The 17,338-nt window shown below is 68.9% G+C and carries 9 protein-coding genes and 1 tRNA gene; 9 read left to right on the forward strand and 1 reads right to left on the reverse strand.

Annotated elements, in window-relative coordinates:
- Positions 1 to 173 precede the first annotated feature (173 nt).
- Complete coding sequence (locus ABD355_RS19050; protein ID WP_344402052.1) at positions 174 to 836, forward strand: DegT/DnrJ/EryC1/StrS family aminotransferase; 663 nt, start codon at positions 174 to 176, stop codon at positions 834 to 836.
- A gap of 95 nt (positions 837 to 931) precedes the next feature.
- Positions 932 to 1,007, forward strand: a tRNA-Thr gene (locus tag ABD355_RS19055).
- Positions 1,008 to 1,059: 52 nt separating this feature from the next.
- Here the strand turns inward: ABD355_RS19055 and ABD355_RS19060 are convergent.
- Complete coding sequence (locus ABD355_RS19060; protein ID WP_344401670.1) at positions 1,060 to 3,813, reverse strand: SpoIIE family protein phosphatase; 2,754 nt, start codon at positions 3,811 to 3,813, stop codon at positions 1,060 to 1,062.
- A 377-nt stretch (positions 3,814 to 4,190) separates the two neighbouring features.
- Here ABD355_RS19060 and ABD355_RS19065 point away from each other — a divergent pair, with 377 nt between their 5' ends.
- The 7 genes from ABD355_RS19065 to ABD355_RS19095 all read left to right on the forward strand — a co-directional run bounded on the left by ABD355_RS19065 (position 4,191) and on the right by ABD355_RS19095 (position 17,331).
- Complete coding sequence (locus ABD355_RS19065; protein WP_344401671.1) at positions 4,191 to 9,662, forward strand: HAMP domain-containing protein; 5,472 nt, start codon at positions 4,191 to 4,193, stop codon at positions 9,660 to 9,662.
- Between the two features lie 244 nt (positions 9,663 to 9,906).
- Positions 9,907 to 10,590, forward strand: a complete 684-nt coding sequence (locus ABD355_RS19070) for a response regulator (RefSeq protein ID WP_115909444.1) — start codon at positions 9,907 to 9,909, stop codon at positions 10,588 to 10,590.
- 124 nt (positions 10,591 to 10,714) lie between these two features.
- Positions 10,715 to 13,423 carry a DNA translocase FtsK gene (locus ABD355_RS19075; protein WP_344401672.1) on the forward strand — a complete coding sequence of 903 codons (2,709 nt, stop codon included), beginning with the start codon at positions 10,715 to 10,717 and terminating at the stop codon, positions 13,421 to 13,423.
- 243 nt (positions 13,424 to 13,666) lie between these two features.
- On the forward strand, positions 13,667 to 14,506 hold the full coding sequence (locus tag ABD355_RS19080; RefSeq protein WP_344401673.1) for a helix-turn-helix domain-containing protein: 840 nt from the start codon (positions 13,667 to 13,669) through the stop codon (positions 14,504 to 14,506).
- A 94-nt stretch (positions 14,507 to 14,600) separates the two neighbouring features.
- Positions 14,601 to 16,070 (forward strand): 30S ribosomal protein S12 methylthiotransferase RimO, encoded by a 1,470-nt coding sequence (gene rimO / locus ABD355_RS19085; RefSeq protein WP_344401674.1) that lies wholly within the window; start codon positions 14,601 to 14,603, stop codon positions 16,068 to 16,070.
- A complete protein-coding gene (gene pgsA / locus ABD355_RS19090; RefSeq protein ID WP_344401675.1) occupies positions 16,067 to 16,789 on the forward strand; it encodes a CDP-diacylglycerol--glycerol-3-phosphate 3-phosphatidyltransferase in 723 nt (240 codons plus the stop codon). Before rimO ends, pgsA begins: the two co-directional genes overlap by 4 nt.
- Entirely contained in the window at positions 16,786 to 17,331 is a 546-nt protein-coding gene (locus ABD355_RS19095; RefSeq protein WP_344401676.1) for a CinA family protein, read from the forward strand. The genes pgsA and ABD355_RS19095 overlap by 4 nt, the downstream gene beginning before the upstream one ends.
- The last annotated feature ends 7 nt before the right edge of the window (positions 17,332 to 17,338 follow it).

The raw sequence follows: 17,338 nt of genomic DNA on the forward strand, positions 1-17,338 counted from the left end.
CTTACAGCGCCGATGGTACTGCAGGGGGGACCCTGTGGGAGAGTAGGACGCCGCCGAACAATTATTCAAAGGGTTGGATCCTGAACTTCGGTTCGGGGTCCAACCCTTTTTTGTTCTCCGTCACTTGAAGTTCACGTTGCGCAACAACCATCCGAAGCATGGGTACTGCTGCAATGCTCAGGGCCGCCGGCGTCGGAGTCGGTGACGAGGTTGTCGTGCCGGCCTTCGGGAACTCCGAGGTTGCCGGGGCCGTCGCCCTCGCCGGCGCGCTGCCGGTGTTCGCCGACATAGATCCGCTGACGTACTGCCTCGACCCGGTCGCTGTCGAAGCAGCCATAACTCCGCGGACGGCGGCGGTCGTTGCCGTACACCGCTTCGGCCGGCCGGCCGACATCGCGCGGCTGCACGGTGTGGGGCAGCGGCACGGGCTTCTGGTCCTGGAGCAGGGCGAGTCCGAGGTTCCGTATGACGAAGTCGCTCAGCGGAGGGAGCGGGCCGCCTATCTCGACGCCAAGTTGAGGGGTGTGCGGACGCCCGACGGTGGTGACGGGCACACCTATCAGCAGTACGTGGTGCGGGTGCCGGGGAACGGGCGGCCGGATCGGGATGCCTTCGCTCGTGCCGTGCGCGCCAGGGGAGTTGAGTGCCGCGTGCCGGTGAAGACGCCTGTGCACCGGCTGCCGGAATTCCGCCGGTGTGTGTCGCTGCCGGAGACCGAGCGGGCGGCCGACGAGACCCTCGCGCTTCCTGTCGACGCCGCGTTGACCAAGCGGGACATGCAGCGGATCGTGGGCGCGTGCAATGCGCTGGGAGGATTGCTTCAGCCTGCTTTCTGATCGGCGGTCCGCACTGCATGACACGGTTGGGAGCACGTGTCTGTTCGGGGTATGATCTATTCCGTTGCCGCGAGGAAAACTCCTCAGGGTGACAGGCCCCTATAGCTCAGTCGGCAGAGCGTCTCCATGGTAAGGAGAAGGTCAACGGTTCGATTCCGTTTGGGGGCTCCAGAGGAAAGGCCCCGCCCAATTGGGCGGGGCCTTTTTCGTGTGCGTGGGTCCCTCAGTCCTTGTGGAGGCCTGGGACTCGCATCGCCAGGATCGCCATGTCGTCGGACGGGGCGTCGGACGCAAAGCGTTCCACTGCGCGCATGATGCGCGCGGCAACCGCTCCGGCCGTCAGGCCCGTGCAGGTGGTCAGGACGTCGGTGAGGCCGTCGTCGCCGAGCATGCGGGTGCCCTCGCGGCGCTCGGTGACGCCGTCCGTGACGCACAGGAGGACGTCGCCCGGGTCGAGGGTGACCGTCTGCTCGTAGAGCTCCAGGTCCTCCATGACGCCCAGGAGCGGCTGCGGTTCGGCTGCCGGTTCGACCGTGCCGTCCTGGCGCAGACGGAGCGGGAGGGGGTGGCCGGCGCAGACCACCTTCAGCTCGGCGCTGCCGTCCTCCTGCGGCCGTAGCTCGCCGTAGAGGAGGGTCAGGAAGCGGCTGCGGGCGCCCTCGTCGAGAATGGCCGAGTTCAGTCGCTCCAGGACCGCAGGGCCGCTGAGGCCTTCGCGGGCCAGGAGACGCAGCGCGTGCCGGGCGAGGCCCGTGACCGCCGCCGCGTTGGGGCCCGTACCGCAGACGTCGCCGATGGCGAAGCCGTAGGCGCCGTCGCTGATCGGGAAGAGGTCGTAGAAGTCGCCGCCGACCTCGTTGCCCTCGCCGGCCGCGCGGTAGATGACCTCGACCTCCACGCCGTCGATCTCCGGGAGTTCCGGGGGCAGGAGGCTGCGCTGGAGGGACTGGCTGATGGCCGTGCGCTCCGAGTACAGGCGGGCGTTGTCGAGGGCCAGGGCGGCCCGTCGGCTCAGGTCCTCGGCCAGTTCGAGGATTTCCTGGCGGAAGTGTTCGTCGGTGGGCTTGCCGAGGGTCAGCATGCCGATGACCCGGTTGCGCGCCACCAGGGGGAGTACGACGGTTTCGCCGCCGACCGCGGAGGCGGTGGCGAGCGTGGGGCCGATGCCCGAGGCGATCTGGCGGGTCGGGCCGCCACTCAGGCCCAGGCTCCGCATGGAGCTGCGCAGGGCCGCCCGGTGGGCGACCTCACCGGGGGCGGACCAGACGCGTGCGCCGGGGGTGGGTACCGGGTCGGGCGGCGGGACCTTCGACAGCAGCGACTTGATGCCGTCGATCAGCTCCTCGTCCTCGTGCAGGACGTACGACAGATACGGCTCGGAGGCCTGGTCGGCGATCGTGTAGACGGCGCACCAGGTGGCGAGGGTGGGGACCGTCATCTGAGCCATCAGGGCCAGGGTCTGGTCGCGGTCCAGGGTGCCTGCCAGGAGGTCGGAGGCCTCGACGAGGAAGCTGAGCGAGCCTCGGCGCAGGCGTTCCAGTTCGCCGAGGCGGGCCGACTCGACGGCCAACGCGATGCGGTCTGCTGCGAATTGGAGGCGCAGGGCCTCTTCGTTCGAGTATCTGCCCGGACTCTCGGCCGCCACGCCGAGGGAGCCGGTGAGGCGGCCCTCGACCTTCAGGGGGACCGTGACGACCGAGCGCATGCCCGTGCCGCTGAGGAGCGGGACGGCGCCGGGTACGGCCGTGAGGTCGTCGTGGACGGCCGGCATGCGGGCCGAGCCGTAGCGGCCGGGGCCTGCCTCGACGGGCACGCGCGCGAAGCGCTGTCGGGCGGAGGGCAGGCCGGTGGAGGCGCGGACCTCCAGCTCCGTCTCGTCGTCGGTCGCGAGGAGCAGGAAGGCGGAGTCGGCGTCGAGCATGTCGCGGGCGCGTTCCACCGTGCGCTGGAGGAGGCCGTCGAGGTCGTCCGGGGCCGGAGAGCCGATGAACACCTCGAAGGGGTCGGTGCTCTGGCCGTCGGCGGTGGATGCCGTGTCGGAGGCCGGGATGCGCAGCGGGGTCTGCAGGACGGCGCGTTCGTGGTCCCTGACGAGGAGGCAGACGGTGGAAGGTTCGCCGCCTGTGTCGCGGACGCGGAGGTGGGAGGCGTACACGGGGGTGACGCGGCCGTTGGCGCCCCTTATGCCGTAGCTGCCCTCCCAGCGGGAGAGCTGGAGGGCCTCGGCGATGCCGGTGCTGGTGCCGGGGGTGTGCGGCCACGCAGCGAGATCGGTAAGGGGCTTTCCGATCACCTGTTCGGCGGGGTAGCCGAAGAGTTCCTCCGCGTCCTCGTTCCACGAAGTGATGGAACCGCTGCGGTCGATCTGGACGACCGCGACGCGGACCCGGCCGTCGGCCAGGGGGAGGAGGTCGGCGGGGAGGGACGGGCCGGCGGCGCGGGTGCCCACGGCGCGCTCGGGGAGGTCGAGCTGGAACCAGACCTGTTTGTGGGTGGGCGTGTACTCGACACCCCAGCGGCCCGCGAGTGCGGCGCACAGCTGGAGCCCGCGGCCGCCCTCGCGGTCCGGGCTGCCCATGTTGACGGGGTGACCCTGGAGGGGGATCTCGCGCTCCGGGTACCGGTCGGCCACCTCGATCCGTACGCCTTCGTCACTGCGCAGACACAGGACGTCCGCGGAGGTGCCCGCGTGGACGACGGCGTTGGTGACCAGCTCGCTGGTGAGGACCACGGCGTCGTCGACGATGTCGGCGAAGCCCCAGCCCTGGAGGGTGTCGCGGACGAAGGAGCGGGCGGTCGCTACCGATCGTCCGACGGGCTCGAAGCTGGCGGCCGCGCGCGCGGTGATCACAGAACTCCTCGGCCGGTTGTCGACGGGCAGGGCTGCCTGGCCGACCGGCTCGTGCCGCTGATGCGGCAGACCGCCCGTCGGCCGGGGGTCCGGGGGCTGTCCCCCCGGGATCAGTCCGGTGGTCATGTGTGCGGCCGCCCCTCCGATGCCCGCTCGTTCTCGTGCCACCGCCCAGGCCGGACGGACCGGCGCGGCTGGACAGCCGCATGCAAGGTTACTTACCTTCGACGGCCATGCGGATGCCGGTCTGCAGTGTTTCCGCCCAGAGGGTGTGCGGACGATGTGCGAAGCTGCCGAACTGTTATGGCCGGGTTCAGGCAGGGTGAAACACTGGGCAAGCTTCTTGTGAAGGTCCGGGCAGGCCGAGTGGCTTCCGCGTGCAGTGGGCAGCAGCCCGTGGTGCGGCCTGGTACATCGGGCAGAAACAGGCAGCAGGTAACTGGTACGTCCAGCGGTAGTACCGGAGCACAGCAGTAACGGTCGACCCCTGCGGGAGGGACACAGTGGAGTCTGGCGCAGCGACGCGGGGCACTAAGACGCGCGCGAAAGGCGGACAGTCCCTGAACAACCAGCGCAAACCGCGCGGCGGGACGACCGCAGTGGACACGGCTTCTCTGAACAGGCTGCTGGCGGCTCTCGTGGCGATGCGCGACGGGAACTTCCGCAAGCGGCTCACGGTGTCCGGAGACGGCGTGATGTCGGAGATCGCGGCGGTCTTCAACGAGGTGGCCGACCGGAATCTCCATCTGACGGGTGAGCTGTCGCGGGTACGGCGCATGGTGGGCCGTGAGGGCAAGCTCACCGAACGGCTGGAGACGGGCGCCTACGAGGGCTCCTGGGTGGCCGCCATCGAGGCGTCCAACGCGCTCGTGGACGACCTCGTACGGCCCGTCTCCGAGGTCGGCCGGGTGCTGTCCGCGGTCGCGGAGGGTGATCTCTCGCCGCGAATGGAGCTGCGGACGCAGGCACCGGACGGGACCGGGCATCCGCTGCGCGGGGAGTTCCTCAAGGTCGGGCGGACTGTAAACAACCTTGTCGATCAGCTGTCGACCTTCACCGACGAGGTCACGCGCGTGGCCAGCGAGGTGGGCACCGAGGGCAAGCTGGGCGGGCAGGCACGCGTGCGCGGCATGTCGGGTTCGTGGAAGGACCTCACGGACTCCGTCAACACAATGGCGTACCGGCTGACGGCCCAGGTGCGGGACATCGCCCTGGTGACGACCGCGGTGGCCAAGGGCGACCTGTCGCGGAAGGTCACCGTTCATGTCGCCGGCGAGATGCTGGAGCTGAAGAACACCGTCAACACGATGGTGGACCAGCTGTCGTCCTTCTCCTCCGAGGTGACGCGAGTCGCCCGCGAGGTGGGCACCGAGGGCGAGCTCGGCGGGCAGGCGCAGGTGCCGGGCGTGGCCGGTGTGTGGAAGGACCTCACCGATTCGGTGAACCTCATGGCCGGCAACCTGACGGCACAGGTGCGTGGAATCGCCCAGGTCACCACGGCGGTCGCCAACGGTGACCTTTCGCAGAAGGTCACCGTCTCCGCACGCGGCGAGGTCGCGCAGCTCGCGGACACGATCAACCAGATGACGGAGACGCTGCGGATCTTCGCGGACGAGGTCACGCGCGTGGCCAACGAGGTCGGCGCCGCGGGACAGCTCGGCGGCCAGGCGAATGTGCCGGGCGCGGCGGGTACGTGGAAGGACCTGACGGACTCCGTCAACACGGTGTTCCGGAATCTGACCATTCAGGTGAGGGACATCGCGGCCGTCACCACGGCGGTGGCCAACGGTGACCTCTCCCAGAAGGTCACCGTCGACGTGGCCGGCGAGATGCTCGAGCTGAAGAACACCGTCAACGGCATGGTGGATCAGCTGTCGTCGTTCGGTTCCGAGGTCACCCGCGTGGCGCGCGAGGTCGGTGTCGAGGGAGAGCTGGGCGGGCAGGCGCAGGTGCCGGGCGCGGCCGGCACCTGGAAGGACCTGACCGACTCGGTCAACACCGCATTCCGCAACCTCACCGGGCAGGTGCGCAACATCGCCCAGGTGACGACGGCGGTCGCCAACGGCGATCTGTCGCAGAAGGTCACCGTGGACGTCTCCGGCGAGATGCTCCAGCTGAAGAACACCGTGAACACGATGGTGGACCAGCTGTCGTCCTTCGCCGACCAGGTGACCCGGATGGCCCGGGACGTGGGCACCGAGGGCCGGCTGGGCGGCCAGGCTGTCGTACCGGGCGTGGCCGGTACGTGGAAGGAGCTCACCGACTCCGTCAACGGAATGGCAGGGAACCTTACTGCCCAGGTGCGCAACATCGCCCAGGTGACGACCGCCGTGGCTCAGGGCGACCTCTCGCAGAAGATCGACGTCGACGCGCGCGGCGAGATCCTGGAGCTGAAGAACACCATCAACACGATGGTCGACCAGCTCTCCGGGTTCGCCGACCAGGTGACCCGCGTGGCCCGCGAGGTCGGCACGGAGGGCCGTCTCGGCGGCCAGGCGCAGGTGCCCGGCGTGGCAGGCGTGTGGCGGGACCTGACCGACTCCGTGAACGGAATGGCAGGGAACCTCACCGCCCAGGTGCGCAACATCGCGCAGGTCGCCACGGCCGTGGCTCGTGGTGACCTGTCCCAGAAGATCACCGTGGACGCTCGCGGGGAGATTCTGGAGCTGAAGAACACGCTGAACACGATGGTGGACCAGCTGTCGTCGTTCGCGGAGGAGGTCACCAGGGTCGCCCGCGAGGTGGGCACGGAGGGCCAGCTCGGCGGTCAGGCCGAGGTGCAGGGTGTCTCCGGCACCTGGAAGGACCTCACGCAGTCCGTGAACTTCATGGCGAACAACCTGACGATCCAGGTGCGCAACATCGCCGAGGTCACGACCGCTGTCGCCAAGGGCGACCTGTCCAAGAAGATCACAGTTGACGCGAAGGGCGAGATCCTCGAGCTCGTCACGACGGTCAACACCATGGTCGACCAGCTGTCCAGTTTCGCCGAGCAGGTGACCCGGGTGGCCCGTGAGGTGGGCACCGAGGGCATCCTGGGCGGCCAGGCGCACGTTCCGGGTGTCACGGGCATCTGGAAGGACCTCAGCGGCAACGTGAACCTGATGGCCAAGAACCTGACCATGCAGGTGCGCAACATCTCCCAGGTCGCGGCGGCCGTCGCCAACGGCGACCTGACACGGACGGTGACGATCGAGGCGCGCGGCGAGGTCCAGCAGCTCGCCGACACCTTCAACACCATGGTGAAGACGCTGAGTTCGTTCGCCGACCAGGTCACCAAGGTGGCCCGCGAGGTGGGCACGGACGGCATCCTCGGTGGCCAGGCGCATGTGCCGGGCGTGGCGGGCACGTGGAAGGACCTGACCGACTCCGTGAACGGCATGGCGTCCAACCTGACCGGCCAGGTGCGCAACATCGCCATGGTCACCACCGCCATCGCCAAGGGTGACCTGACCAAGAAGATCGACATTGACGCGCGCGGCGAGATCCTCGAGCTGAAGACGACGATCAACACCATGGTCGACCAGCTGTCGTCCTTCGCCGAGGAGGTCACCCGAGTGGCCCGTGAGGTGGGCACCGAGGGGCAGCTCGGCGGTCAGGCACGTGTGCGTGACGTCGACGGCACCTGGCGCGACCTCACCGAGTCCGTGAACGAAATGGCAGGAAACCTTACTCGGCAGGTGCGCGCCATCGCGCGCGTGGCGACCGCGGTGACCCGCGGTGACCTGAACCTGAAGATCGACGTCGATGCGTCCGGCGAGATCCAGGAGCTCCAGGACTACATCAACAAGATGATCGCCAACCTGCGCGACACCACGATCGCCAACAAGGAGCAGGACTGGCTGAAGGGCAACCTCGCCCGTATCTCCGCGCTGATGCAGGGCCGCCGCGATCTGCAGGACGTGGCCTCCCTGATCATGAGCGAGCTGACGCCCGTGGTCTCGGCACAGCACGGCGCGTTCTTCGTGGCGATGCCGCTGATGGACGGCAAGGACCTGAACGCCGAGAGCGAGGACGCGTACGAGCTGCGCATGCTGGGGTCGTACGGCTACTCGATGGGCTCCATGCCGACGTCGTTCCGGCCGGGCGAGGCGCTGATCGGGACGGCCGCCGAGGAGAAGCGCACGATCCTGGTGGAGAACGCGCCCAGCGGCTACCTGAAGATCTCCTCCGGTCTCGGCGAGGCGCCGCCCGCACAAGTGATCGTCCTTCCGGTGCTGTTCGAGGGCAAGGTGCTCGGTGTCATCGAGCTGGCCTCCTTCAATCCCTTTACGCAGATCCAGAAGGACTTCCTCAACCAGATCGCCGAGATGATCGCGACCAGCGTCAACACGATCTCCGTCAACACCAAGACGGAGCAGCTGCTGAAGCAGTCGCAGGAGCTGACCGAGCAACTGCGTGAGCGCTCGGCCGAGTTGGAGAACCGCCAGAAGGCCCTGCAGGCGTCCAATGCCGAACTGGAGGAGAAGGCCGAGCTGCTGGCCCAGCAGAACCGCGACATCGAGGTCAAGAACACCGAGATCGAGGAGGCGCGGCAGGTCCTGGAGGAGCGCGCCGAGCAACTCGCGGTGTCGATGCGCTACAAGAGCGAGTTCCTCGCCAACATGTCGCACGAGCTGCGCACACCGCTCAACTCGCTGCTGATCCTGGCCAAGTTGCTCGCCGACAACGCGGACTCCAACCTCACCCCGAAGCAGGTCGAGTTCGCCGAGACCATCCACGGCGCCGGATCGGACCTGCTTCAGCTGATCAACGACATCCTCGACCTGTCCAAGGTCGAGGCGGGCAAGATGGACGTCTCCCCGACGCGTATCGCGCTCGTCCAGCTCGTCGACTACGTGGAGGCCACCTTCCGGCCGCTGACCGCGGAGAAGGGCCTCGACCTGTCCGTACGGGTGTCGCCGGAGCTGCCCGCCACGCTGCACACCGACGAACAGCGGCTGCTGCAGGTGCTGCGGAACCTGCTGTCCAACGCGGTCAAGTTCACCGACTCCGGGGCCGTGGAGCTGGTCATCCGGCCGGCCGGCCGGGAGGTGCCGGCGGCGATCCGGGAGCAGCTGCTGGAGGCCGGGTCGATGAGCGATCCGGACGCGGATCTGATCGCGTTCTCGGTGACCGACACCGGTATCGGTATCGCCGCCAGCAAGATGCGCGTGATCTTCGAGGCGTTCAAGCAGGCGGACGGCACGACGAGCCGCAAGTACGGCGGTACCGGCCTGGGGCTGTCGATCTCGCGGGAGATCGCGCAGCTGCTCGGCGGTGAGATCCATGCGCAGAGCGAGCCGGGGCGCGGCTCGACGTTCACGCTGTATTTGCCGCTGCACCCCAGCGAACTGCCGCCGCAGGGCTACCAGCAGGCCCTGCCCGCCCTGAACGCCGGCGACCTGGTGGCCGCGTCGGACCTCGCTCATCTGTCCGAGGCGGAGATCGAGACGCCGGCCGAGGTGAAGTCGTACCGGGAGACGCAGAACGGCGCCGCCGCGCTCTTCAGGCGCCGTCGCAGGCACGGCCTCGACGCCGACCAGCGTCTGGCGACTCAGGAGCCGTGGTCGGCAGCCGAGCAGGACGCGGCGCCGCAGGTGCAGCGCGGTATCCGGTTCGGCGGCCAGAAGGTGCTGATCGTCGACGACGACATCCGCAATGTCTTCGCGCTGACCAGCGTGCTCGAACAGCACGGGCTGTCCGTGCTGTACGCGGAGAACGGCCGCGAGGGCATCGAGGTCCTGGAACAGCACGACGACGTCGCGGTCGTCCTGATGGACATCATGATGCCCGAGATGGACGGCTACGCGACCACCACGGCGATCCGCAGGATGCCGCAGTTCGCGGGCCTGCCGATCATCGCGCTGACCGCGAAGGCGATGAAGGGCGACCGGGAGAAGGCGATCGAGTCGGGTGCCTCCGACTACGTGACGAAGCCGGTCGATCCCGATCACCTGCTGTCGGTGATGGAGCAGTGGATGCGGGGGGAGTGACGGGAACCATCGATGTTCACGCGGAGTTGCTGACTCAGTGTGCCCGAAGCCGTGTAGAAGTACGGGATTCGGGGAACCTTCTGGTCTCCCGCTACGTTTCTGCTACGTGCACAGTGACATCGCGGTGACAGGGTGTGGCGACGGGCGGGGTGCGGCTACGATGACCGGCACAAGGACGGGCGGCGAAAGGGAGTCGTCCCCAGGGGCGGCGCCCGGTGCACATCCGGGGCGAGGAGGGCGGGCCATGGTGCAGAAGGCCAAGATCCTCCTGGTCGATGACCGGCCGGAGAATCTGCTTGCGCTGGAGGCCATCCTCTCTGCGCTCGATCAGACGCTGGTGCGGGCATCGTCCGGGGAGGAAGCGCTCAAAGCACTGCTCACGGACGACTTCGCGGTCATTCTGCTGGACGTCCAGATGCCGGGAATGGACGGTTTCGAAACAGCCGCGCACATCAAGCGGCGAGAGCGGACCCGGGACATCCCGATCATCTTCCTCACCGCGATCAACCACGGTCCGCACCACACCTTCCGTGGGTATGCGGCCGGCGCGGTGGACTACATCTCCAAGCCGTTCGACCCGTGGGTGCTGCGCGCGAAGGTCTCGGTCTTCGTCGAGCTGTACATGAAGAACTGCCAGCTGCGGGAGCAGGCGGCGCTGCTGCGGCTCCAGTTGGAGGGCGGCGGCGGCAAGACCGCGGCAGGTGAGGCCAAGGAGCCCGCCAGCCTGCTCGCCGAGCTGTCGGCGCGGCTCGCGGCGGTCGAGGAGCAGGCCGAGGCGCTGTCGAAGCAGCTCGACGACGAGTCGGCGGATGCGGCGGCCGTGGCGACCGCGGCCCATCTCGAACGCAAACTCACGGGATTGCGGCGGGCGCTGGACGCCTTGGAACCGGGCGCCGGCAGCGCGTCCTCGGTGTCCTCGCAGAACTGACTTCTGGGCGCGGACCAGTTGTCCATGAGGACGCGTCAGTTCCGCGCCCGCTTCAGGGCGACACGAACGGGTGAAGCAGCGGGCACACGTGTCCGCTGTCGCCTCCACCGGTAACCTCACCTCTATGGCCTCACGTCCCTCCGCTGCCAAGAAGCAGCCCGCGAAGAAGGCGGCGGCTCCGGCGAAGAAGGCCGCTGCGAAAAAGGCCCCGGCGAAGAAGGCCCCGGCCAAGAAAGCCGCGGCGAAGAAGTCGGCGCCACCGCCGAAGCCTGCGCCGAACCCGACCGGGGGTATCTACAAGCTCGTCCGCGCCCTCTGGCTGGGCGTCGCCCATGCCGTCGGCGCGGTCTTCCGCGGCATAGGGAACGGCGCCAAGAACCTCGACCCGGCCCACCGCAAGGACGGCGTCGCCCTGCTGCTGCTCGCCATCGCGCTCATCGTGGCCGCGGGCACCTGGGCCGATCTGCGCGGACCCGTCGGCGACCTGGTCGAGATCCTGGTGACCGGCGCCTTCGGCCGCCTCGACCTGCTCGTGCCGATACTGCTCGCGCTCATCGCCGTGCGCTTCATCCGCCACCCCGAGCAGCCCGAGGCCAACGGCCGCATCGTGATCGGCCTGTCCGCGCTCGTCATCGGTGTGCTCGGCCAGGTCCACATCGCCTGCGGGGCGCCCGCCCGCAGCGCCGGTATGCAGGCGATCAGGGACGCCGGCGGCCTCATCGGGTGGGCGGCGGCGACCCCGCTGACGTACACGATGGGCGACGTCCTCGCCGTACCTCTCCTCGTGCTGCTGACGATCTTCGGTCTGCTCGTCGTCACGGCGACTCCCGTCAACGCCATTCCGCAGCGGCTGCGGCTGCTCGGAGTGAAGCTCGGCGTCCTCCACGATCCGGAGGAGGACGAGTTCACCGAGGACGATCAGCGTTACGACGACCAGTGGCGCGAGGCGCTGCCCGCGCGTACGCGCAGGCGCGGTCCGGCCCCCGAGTCGTACGACCCCGAGGGCGCGGAGCAGGAGGCCCTCTCGCGGCGTCGTGGCCGCCCGCGCAGGTCGGCGGTCCCGCAGCCCGACATGCAGCGCCCCATGGACGCCGTGGACGTCGCGGCGGCCGCGGCCGCCGCGCTCGACGGCGCCGTCCTGCACGGCATGCCGCCCTCGCCGATCGTCGCCGACCTCACCCAGGGGGTGAGCGTCGGGGACCGCGAGGAGAGCACACCGATCCCCGCACCGGCACCGAAGGCCGTACCGGCCGCGCGTCCCAAGCAGGAGAAGCTGAAGGTCGAGGTCGCCGACCTCACCAAGCCCGCCCCCGAGGCGCCCGGCGACCTGCCCGCCCGCGCCGAGCAGCTTCAGCTCTCCGGCGACATCACCTACTCCCTGCCCTCCCTCGACCTCCTCACGCGCGGCGGCCCCGGCAAGGCGCGCAGCGCCGCCAACGACGCGGTGGTCGCGTCACTCACCAACGTCTTCACCGAGTTCAAGGTCGACGCCGCCGTCACCGGCTTCACCCGCGGACCGACGGTCACGCGCTACGAGGTCGAGCTCGGCCCCGCGGTGAAGGTGGAGCGGATCACCGCGCTGACCAAGAACATCGCGTACGCCGTCGCCAGCCCGGACGTGCGGATCATCAGCCCGATCCCCGGCAAGTCCGCGGTCGGCATCGAAATCCCGAACACCGACCGCGAGATGGTCAACCTCGGAGACGTGCTCCGCCTGGCGGCGGCGGCCGAGGACGACCATCCGATGCTGGTCGCGCTCGGCAAGGACGTCGAGGGCGGCTATGTGATGGCCAATCTCGCGAAGATGCCGCACGTCCTCGTGGCCGGAGCCACCGGTTCCGGCAAGTCGTCGTGCATCAACTGCTTGATCACGTCCATCATGGTCCGCGCGACTCCCGAGGACGTCCGTATGGTCCTCGTCGACCCCAAGCGGGTCGAGCTGACCGCCTACGAGGGCATCCCGCACCTGATCACGCCGATCATCACCAACCCGAAGCGTGCCGCCGAGGCGCTCCAGTGGGTCGTACGGGAGATGGACCTCAGGTACGACGACCTGGCCGCGTTCGGGTTCCGGCACATCGACGACTTCAACGAGGCCGTCCGCAACGGCAAGGTGAAGCCGCCCGAGGGCAGCGAGCGGGAGCTGCAGCCGTATCCGTATCTGCTGGTGATCGTCGACGAGCTCGCCGACCTGATGATGGTCGCGCCGCGGGACGTCGAGGACGCGATCGTGCGCATCACCCAGCTCGCGCGCGCGGCGGGCATCCACCTGGTGCTCGCCACGCAGCGGCCCTCCGTCGACGTCGTCACCGGTCTGATCAAGGCGAACGTGCCCTCGCGACTCGCGTTTGCCACCTCCTCGCTCGCCGACAGCCGCGTCATCCTCGACCAGCCCGGCGCCGAGAAGCTGATCGGCAAGGGCGACGGCCTCTTCCTCCCGATGGGTGCGAGCAAGCCGACCCGTATGCAGGGCGCCTTCGTGACCGAGGAGGAGGTCGCGGCGATCGTCCAGCACTGCAAGGACCAGATGGCGCCCGTCTTCCGGGACGACGTCACCGTGGGCACCAAGCAGAAGAAGGAGATCGACGAGGAGATCGGCGACGACCTCGACCTGCTGTGCCAGGCCGCCGAACTGGTGGTCTCCACGCAGTTCGGGTCGACGTCCATGCTCCAGCGCAAACTGCGCGTCGGCTTCGCCAAGGCCGGGCGGCTCATGGACCTCATGGAGTCCAGGGGCATCGTCGGACCGAGCGAAGGGTCGAAAGCTCGTGACGTTCTTGTGAAGGCTGACGAGCTGGACGGCGTGCTCGCGGTGATCCGCGGGGAGGCTTGAGAAGAGGCTCGCGCGACAGGGCCACCGATGTCCGATCGTGACTCACCCGTAAGGGATCATTGAGCAACCGTTTCCCGTCCCCGTACGTCAAGTTGAGCGAAGCGACCATCGCGCACCCACCATCGGCGTGTCCGGCCATTCCGATGGGCTACAAAGTCCGACCGCCCGGTTGCCCCACCCTTTCGCACCCCCCATAGACTGAACCTCCAGCACAGGTGGCTTAAACGCTCGAAAGGCGCCCCCGTGTCCATCGGCAACTCCCCTGAAGACGAGCGTCCGTTCGAAGACGATCGCGCGGAAGCCCACCGCTCCATCGGCCATGCCCTGCGGCAGGCACGGATCGCGGCCGGGTTGACCGTCGACGACGTCACCAACGCCACCCGGGTCCGCATCGCCATCGTGCACGCCATCGAGGCCGACGACTTCGCCCCCTGCGGTGGCGACGTCTACGCCCGGGGCCACATCCGGACCCTGGCCAAGGCTGTCCACCTCGATCCGGCCCCGCTGCTCGCGCAGTACGACGCCCAGCACGGCGGCCGCCCCGCACCGACCCCCGCGGCCCCCCTCTTCGAGGCGGAACGCATCCGCCCCGAGCGGCGCGGACCCAACTGGACCGCGGCCATGGTCGCCGCGATCGTCGCCGTGGTCGGCTTCGTCGGCTTCACCGCGTTCAAGGGCGGCGACGACAGCGGCGCGAAGACCCAGGTCGCCGAGGGGTCCACGCCCTCGACCAGCAAGTCCGCCTCGCCCACCCCCAAGAGCAGCAAGTCCGACATCCCGAAGTCCAACCCCTCGGACAGCGCCATCGCGGCCGCGCCCCAGGACAAGGTGACCGTCCAGGTCAGCGCCGCCAACGGCCGCAGCTGGATCTCGGCCAAGGACCACAACGGCCGGCTGCTCTTCGACGGGCTCCTCAAGCAGGGCGACTCCAAGACCTTCCAGGACAGCGAGAAGATCAATCTCGTCCTCGGCGACGCCGGCGCGATCCAGCTCTACGTCAACGGCAAGAAGATCGACGACAACTTCCAGTCCGGCGCGGTGGAGCGCCTCACGTACACGAAGGGTGACCCCCAGGCAGGCTGACGGCTGACAGCGGGGGAGGGCTCACACGGGGTTGGCCAAGATCGGCCAACCCCGTCGACGTGGGCTGTCAGTGAGACAAAGTAGTCTTGAGCGCATGCCTGAACGCCGTACCGTCGCACTCGTCACCCTTGGCTGCGCCCGTAACGAGGTGGACTCGGAGGAGCTCGCAGGCCGCTTGGAGGCGGACGGCTGGGACCTCGTGGAGGACGCCGCGGAAGCGGACGTCGCCGTCGTCAACACCTGTGGCTTCGTCGAGGCCGCCAAGAAGGACTCCGTCGACGCCCTCCTGGAGGCCAACGACCTCAAGGGCCACAGCAGAACCCAGGCCGTCGTGGCGGTGGGCTGCATGGCCGAGCGGTACGGCAAGGAGCTCGCCGAGGCCCTCCCCGAGGCCGACGGCGTACTCGGCTTCGACGACTACGCGGACATCTCCGACCGTCTGCAGACCATCCTGAACGGCGGCATCCACGCCTCCCACACCCCGCGGGACCGGCGCAAGCTGCTGCCGATCAGCCCCGCGGAGCGCCAGGAGTCCGCGACCGAGGTCGCGCTGCCCGGGCATGCCCCGGTGGACCTCCCGGACGGACTGGCGCCCGCCTCCGGCCCCCGTGCGCCCCTGCGCCGCCGGCTGGACGGTGCCCCGGTCGCCTCGGTCAAGCTCGCCTCCGGCTGCGACCGGCGCTGCTCGTTCTGCGCCATCCCGTCCTTCCGCGGCTCGTTCATCTCGCGCCGCCCGAGCGACGTGCTGAACGAGACGCGGTGGCTGGCCGAGCAGGGCGTCAAGGAGATCATGCTGGTCTCCGAGAACAACACCTCGTACGGCAAGGACCTCGGCGACATCCGCCTGCTGGAGTCGCTCCTGCCGGAGCTCGCCGAGGTCGACGGCCTGGAGCGCGTGCGCGTGAGCTATCTCCAGCCGGCCGAGATGCGTCCCGGGCTGATCGACGTCCTGACCTCGACGCCGAAGGTCGCCCCGTACTTCGACCTGTCCTTCCAGCACTCCGCCCCCGGTGTGCTGCGCGCGATGCGCCGCTTCGGTGACACCGACCGCTTCCTGGAGCTGCTCGACACCATCCGGAGCAAGGCCCCCCAGGCGGGCGTGCGCTCCAACTTCATCGTGGGCTTCCCGGGCGAGAGCGCGGACGACCTGGCGGAGCTGGAGCGGTTCCTGAACGGCGCGCGGCTGGATGCCATCGGTGTCTTCGGCTACTCCGACGAGGAGGGCACGGAGGCGGCGACGTACGACAACAAGCTGGCCGAGGACGTCGTCGCGGAGCGGCTGGCACGTGTCTCCCGGCTGGCCGAGGAGCTCGTCTCGCAGCGGGCCGAGGAGCGCCTGGGCGAGACCGTGCACGTGCTCGTGGAGTCCGTGGACGAGGACGGCGTGTACGGCCGCGGGGCGCACCAGGCACCGGAGACGGACGGCCAGGTGCTGCTCACGAGCGGCGAAGGTCTGAGCGTCGGCCGTATGGTCGAGGCGAAGGTGGTCGGTACGGAAGGTGTCGACCTGGTGGCCGAGCCGCTGACGGGCTCGCTCGGGTGTAGTGAGGAGGCGGGCAGATGACCGGAGTACCGGCATCGGCGGCGAACGGCTCCTCCCCGGCGGATTCCTCGCCGGCCGGCCCCGCCGCTTCCGACCGGGAGACAGGGGCGAAGTCCCCGAGGGGCGGGAAGCTGGCCGCCGCGGCCGTCAACCAGGCCAGCGTCTGGAACGTCGCCAACCTGCTCACCATGCTCCGGCTCCTCCTCGTGCCCGGCTTCGTCGCCCTGATGCTGGCCGACGGCGGGTACGACCCGGCATGGCGCTCTTTCGCCTGGGCCGCCTTCGCCATCGCCATGATCACCGACCTTTTCGACGGTCATCTGGCGCGCACGTACGACCTCGTCACCGACTTCGGCAAGATCGCCGACCCCATCGCGGACAAGGCGATCATGGGGGCGGCACTGATCTGTCTCTCCTCGCTGGGCGACCTGCCGTGGTGGGTGACGATCGTCATCCTGGGCCGGGAACTGGGGATCACGCTGCTGCGTTTCCTCGTCATCAGGTACGGCGTCATCCCGGCGAGCCGCGGCGGCAAGCTGAAGACGCTCACCCAGGGCGTGGCGGTGGGGATGTACGTCCTGGCGCTGACGGGCTGGCTGGCCACCCTGAGGTTCTGGGTGATGGCGGCGGCGGTCGTCCTGACCGTGGCGACCGGACTGGACTATGTGAGACAGGCCATTGTGCTGCGCAGGCAGGGAATCGCCGAGCGCACGGCCGCGTTGGAGGAGACGGAAGCGTGAATTCTCCGGCCGCCGACGTCGTACGACTACTGACAGTGAGGGGCGAGACCCTCGCAGTCGCCGAGTCGCTCACGGGCGGGCTGGTTGCGGCGGAAATCACAGCCGCCCCAGGAGCGTCCAAGGCGTTCCGCGGCTCGGTGACCGCCTACGCCACCGAGCTGAAGCACCAACTGCTGGGTGTCGACGACACCCTGCTGGCGCAGCGCGGAGCGGTGGACCCGCAGGTCGCGGCCCAGATGGCGGCCGGCGTGCGGAAGGCGCTGGGCGCCGACTGGGGCATCGCGACGACCGGTGTCGCGGGCCCGGAACCGCAGGACGGGAAGCCCGTCGGGACGGTTTTCGTGGCCGTGGACGGCCCCTTCGGAGCGGATTCCGGTTCCGCCGGTGGCGGAAAAGTCGAGGCCCTGCGGTTGAACGGCGACCGCGCGGAAATTCGTATGGAGAGTGTACGGAGCGTACTCGCACTGCTCCTGAAGGAGATTGCGAGCGAACAGTCCGGGAATGAGCTGGCACAGGATACGGAACAGAACGGGGGGTTTTGATGTTTGC

The organism is Streptomyces longisporus, from assembly GCF_039532765.1.
Taxonomy (GTDB): domain Bacteria; phylum Actinomycetota; class Actinomycetes; order Streptomycetales; family Streptomycetaceae; genus Streptomyces; species Streptomyces longisporus.

Bases quoted from the DNA above. Each gene is read 5' to 3' on its own strand.
- pgsA (WP_344401675.1), top strand. From the start codon at position 16,067: ATGACCGGAGTACCGGCATCGGCGGCGAACGGCTCCTCCCCGGCGGAT.
- ABD355_RS19075 (WP_344401672.1), top strand. From the start codon at position 10,715: ATGGCCTCACGTCCCTCCGCTGCCAAGAAGCAGCCCGCGAAGAAGGCG.
- ABD355_RS19060 (WP_344401670.1), bottom strand. From the start codon at position 3,813: ATGACCACCGGACTGATCCCGGGGGGACAGCCCCCGGACCCCCGGCCG.
- ABD355_RS19070 (WP_115909444.1), top strand. From the start codon at position 9,907: ATGGTGCAGAAGGCCAAGATCCTCCTGGTCGATGACCGGCCGGAGAAT.
- rimO (WP_344401674.1), top strand. From the start codon at position 14,601: ATGCCTGAACGCCGTACCGTCGCACTCGTCACCCTTGGCTGCGCCCGT.
- ABD355_RS19050 (WP_344402052.1), top strand. From the start codon at position 174: ATGCTCAGGGCCGCCGGCGTCGGAGTCGGTGACGAGGTTGTCGTGCCG.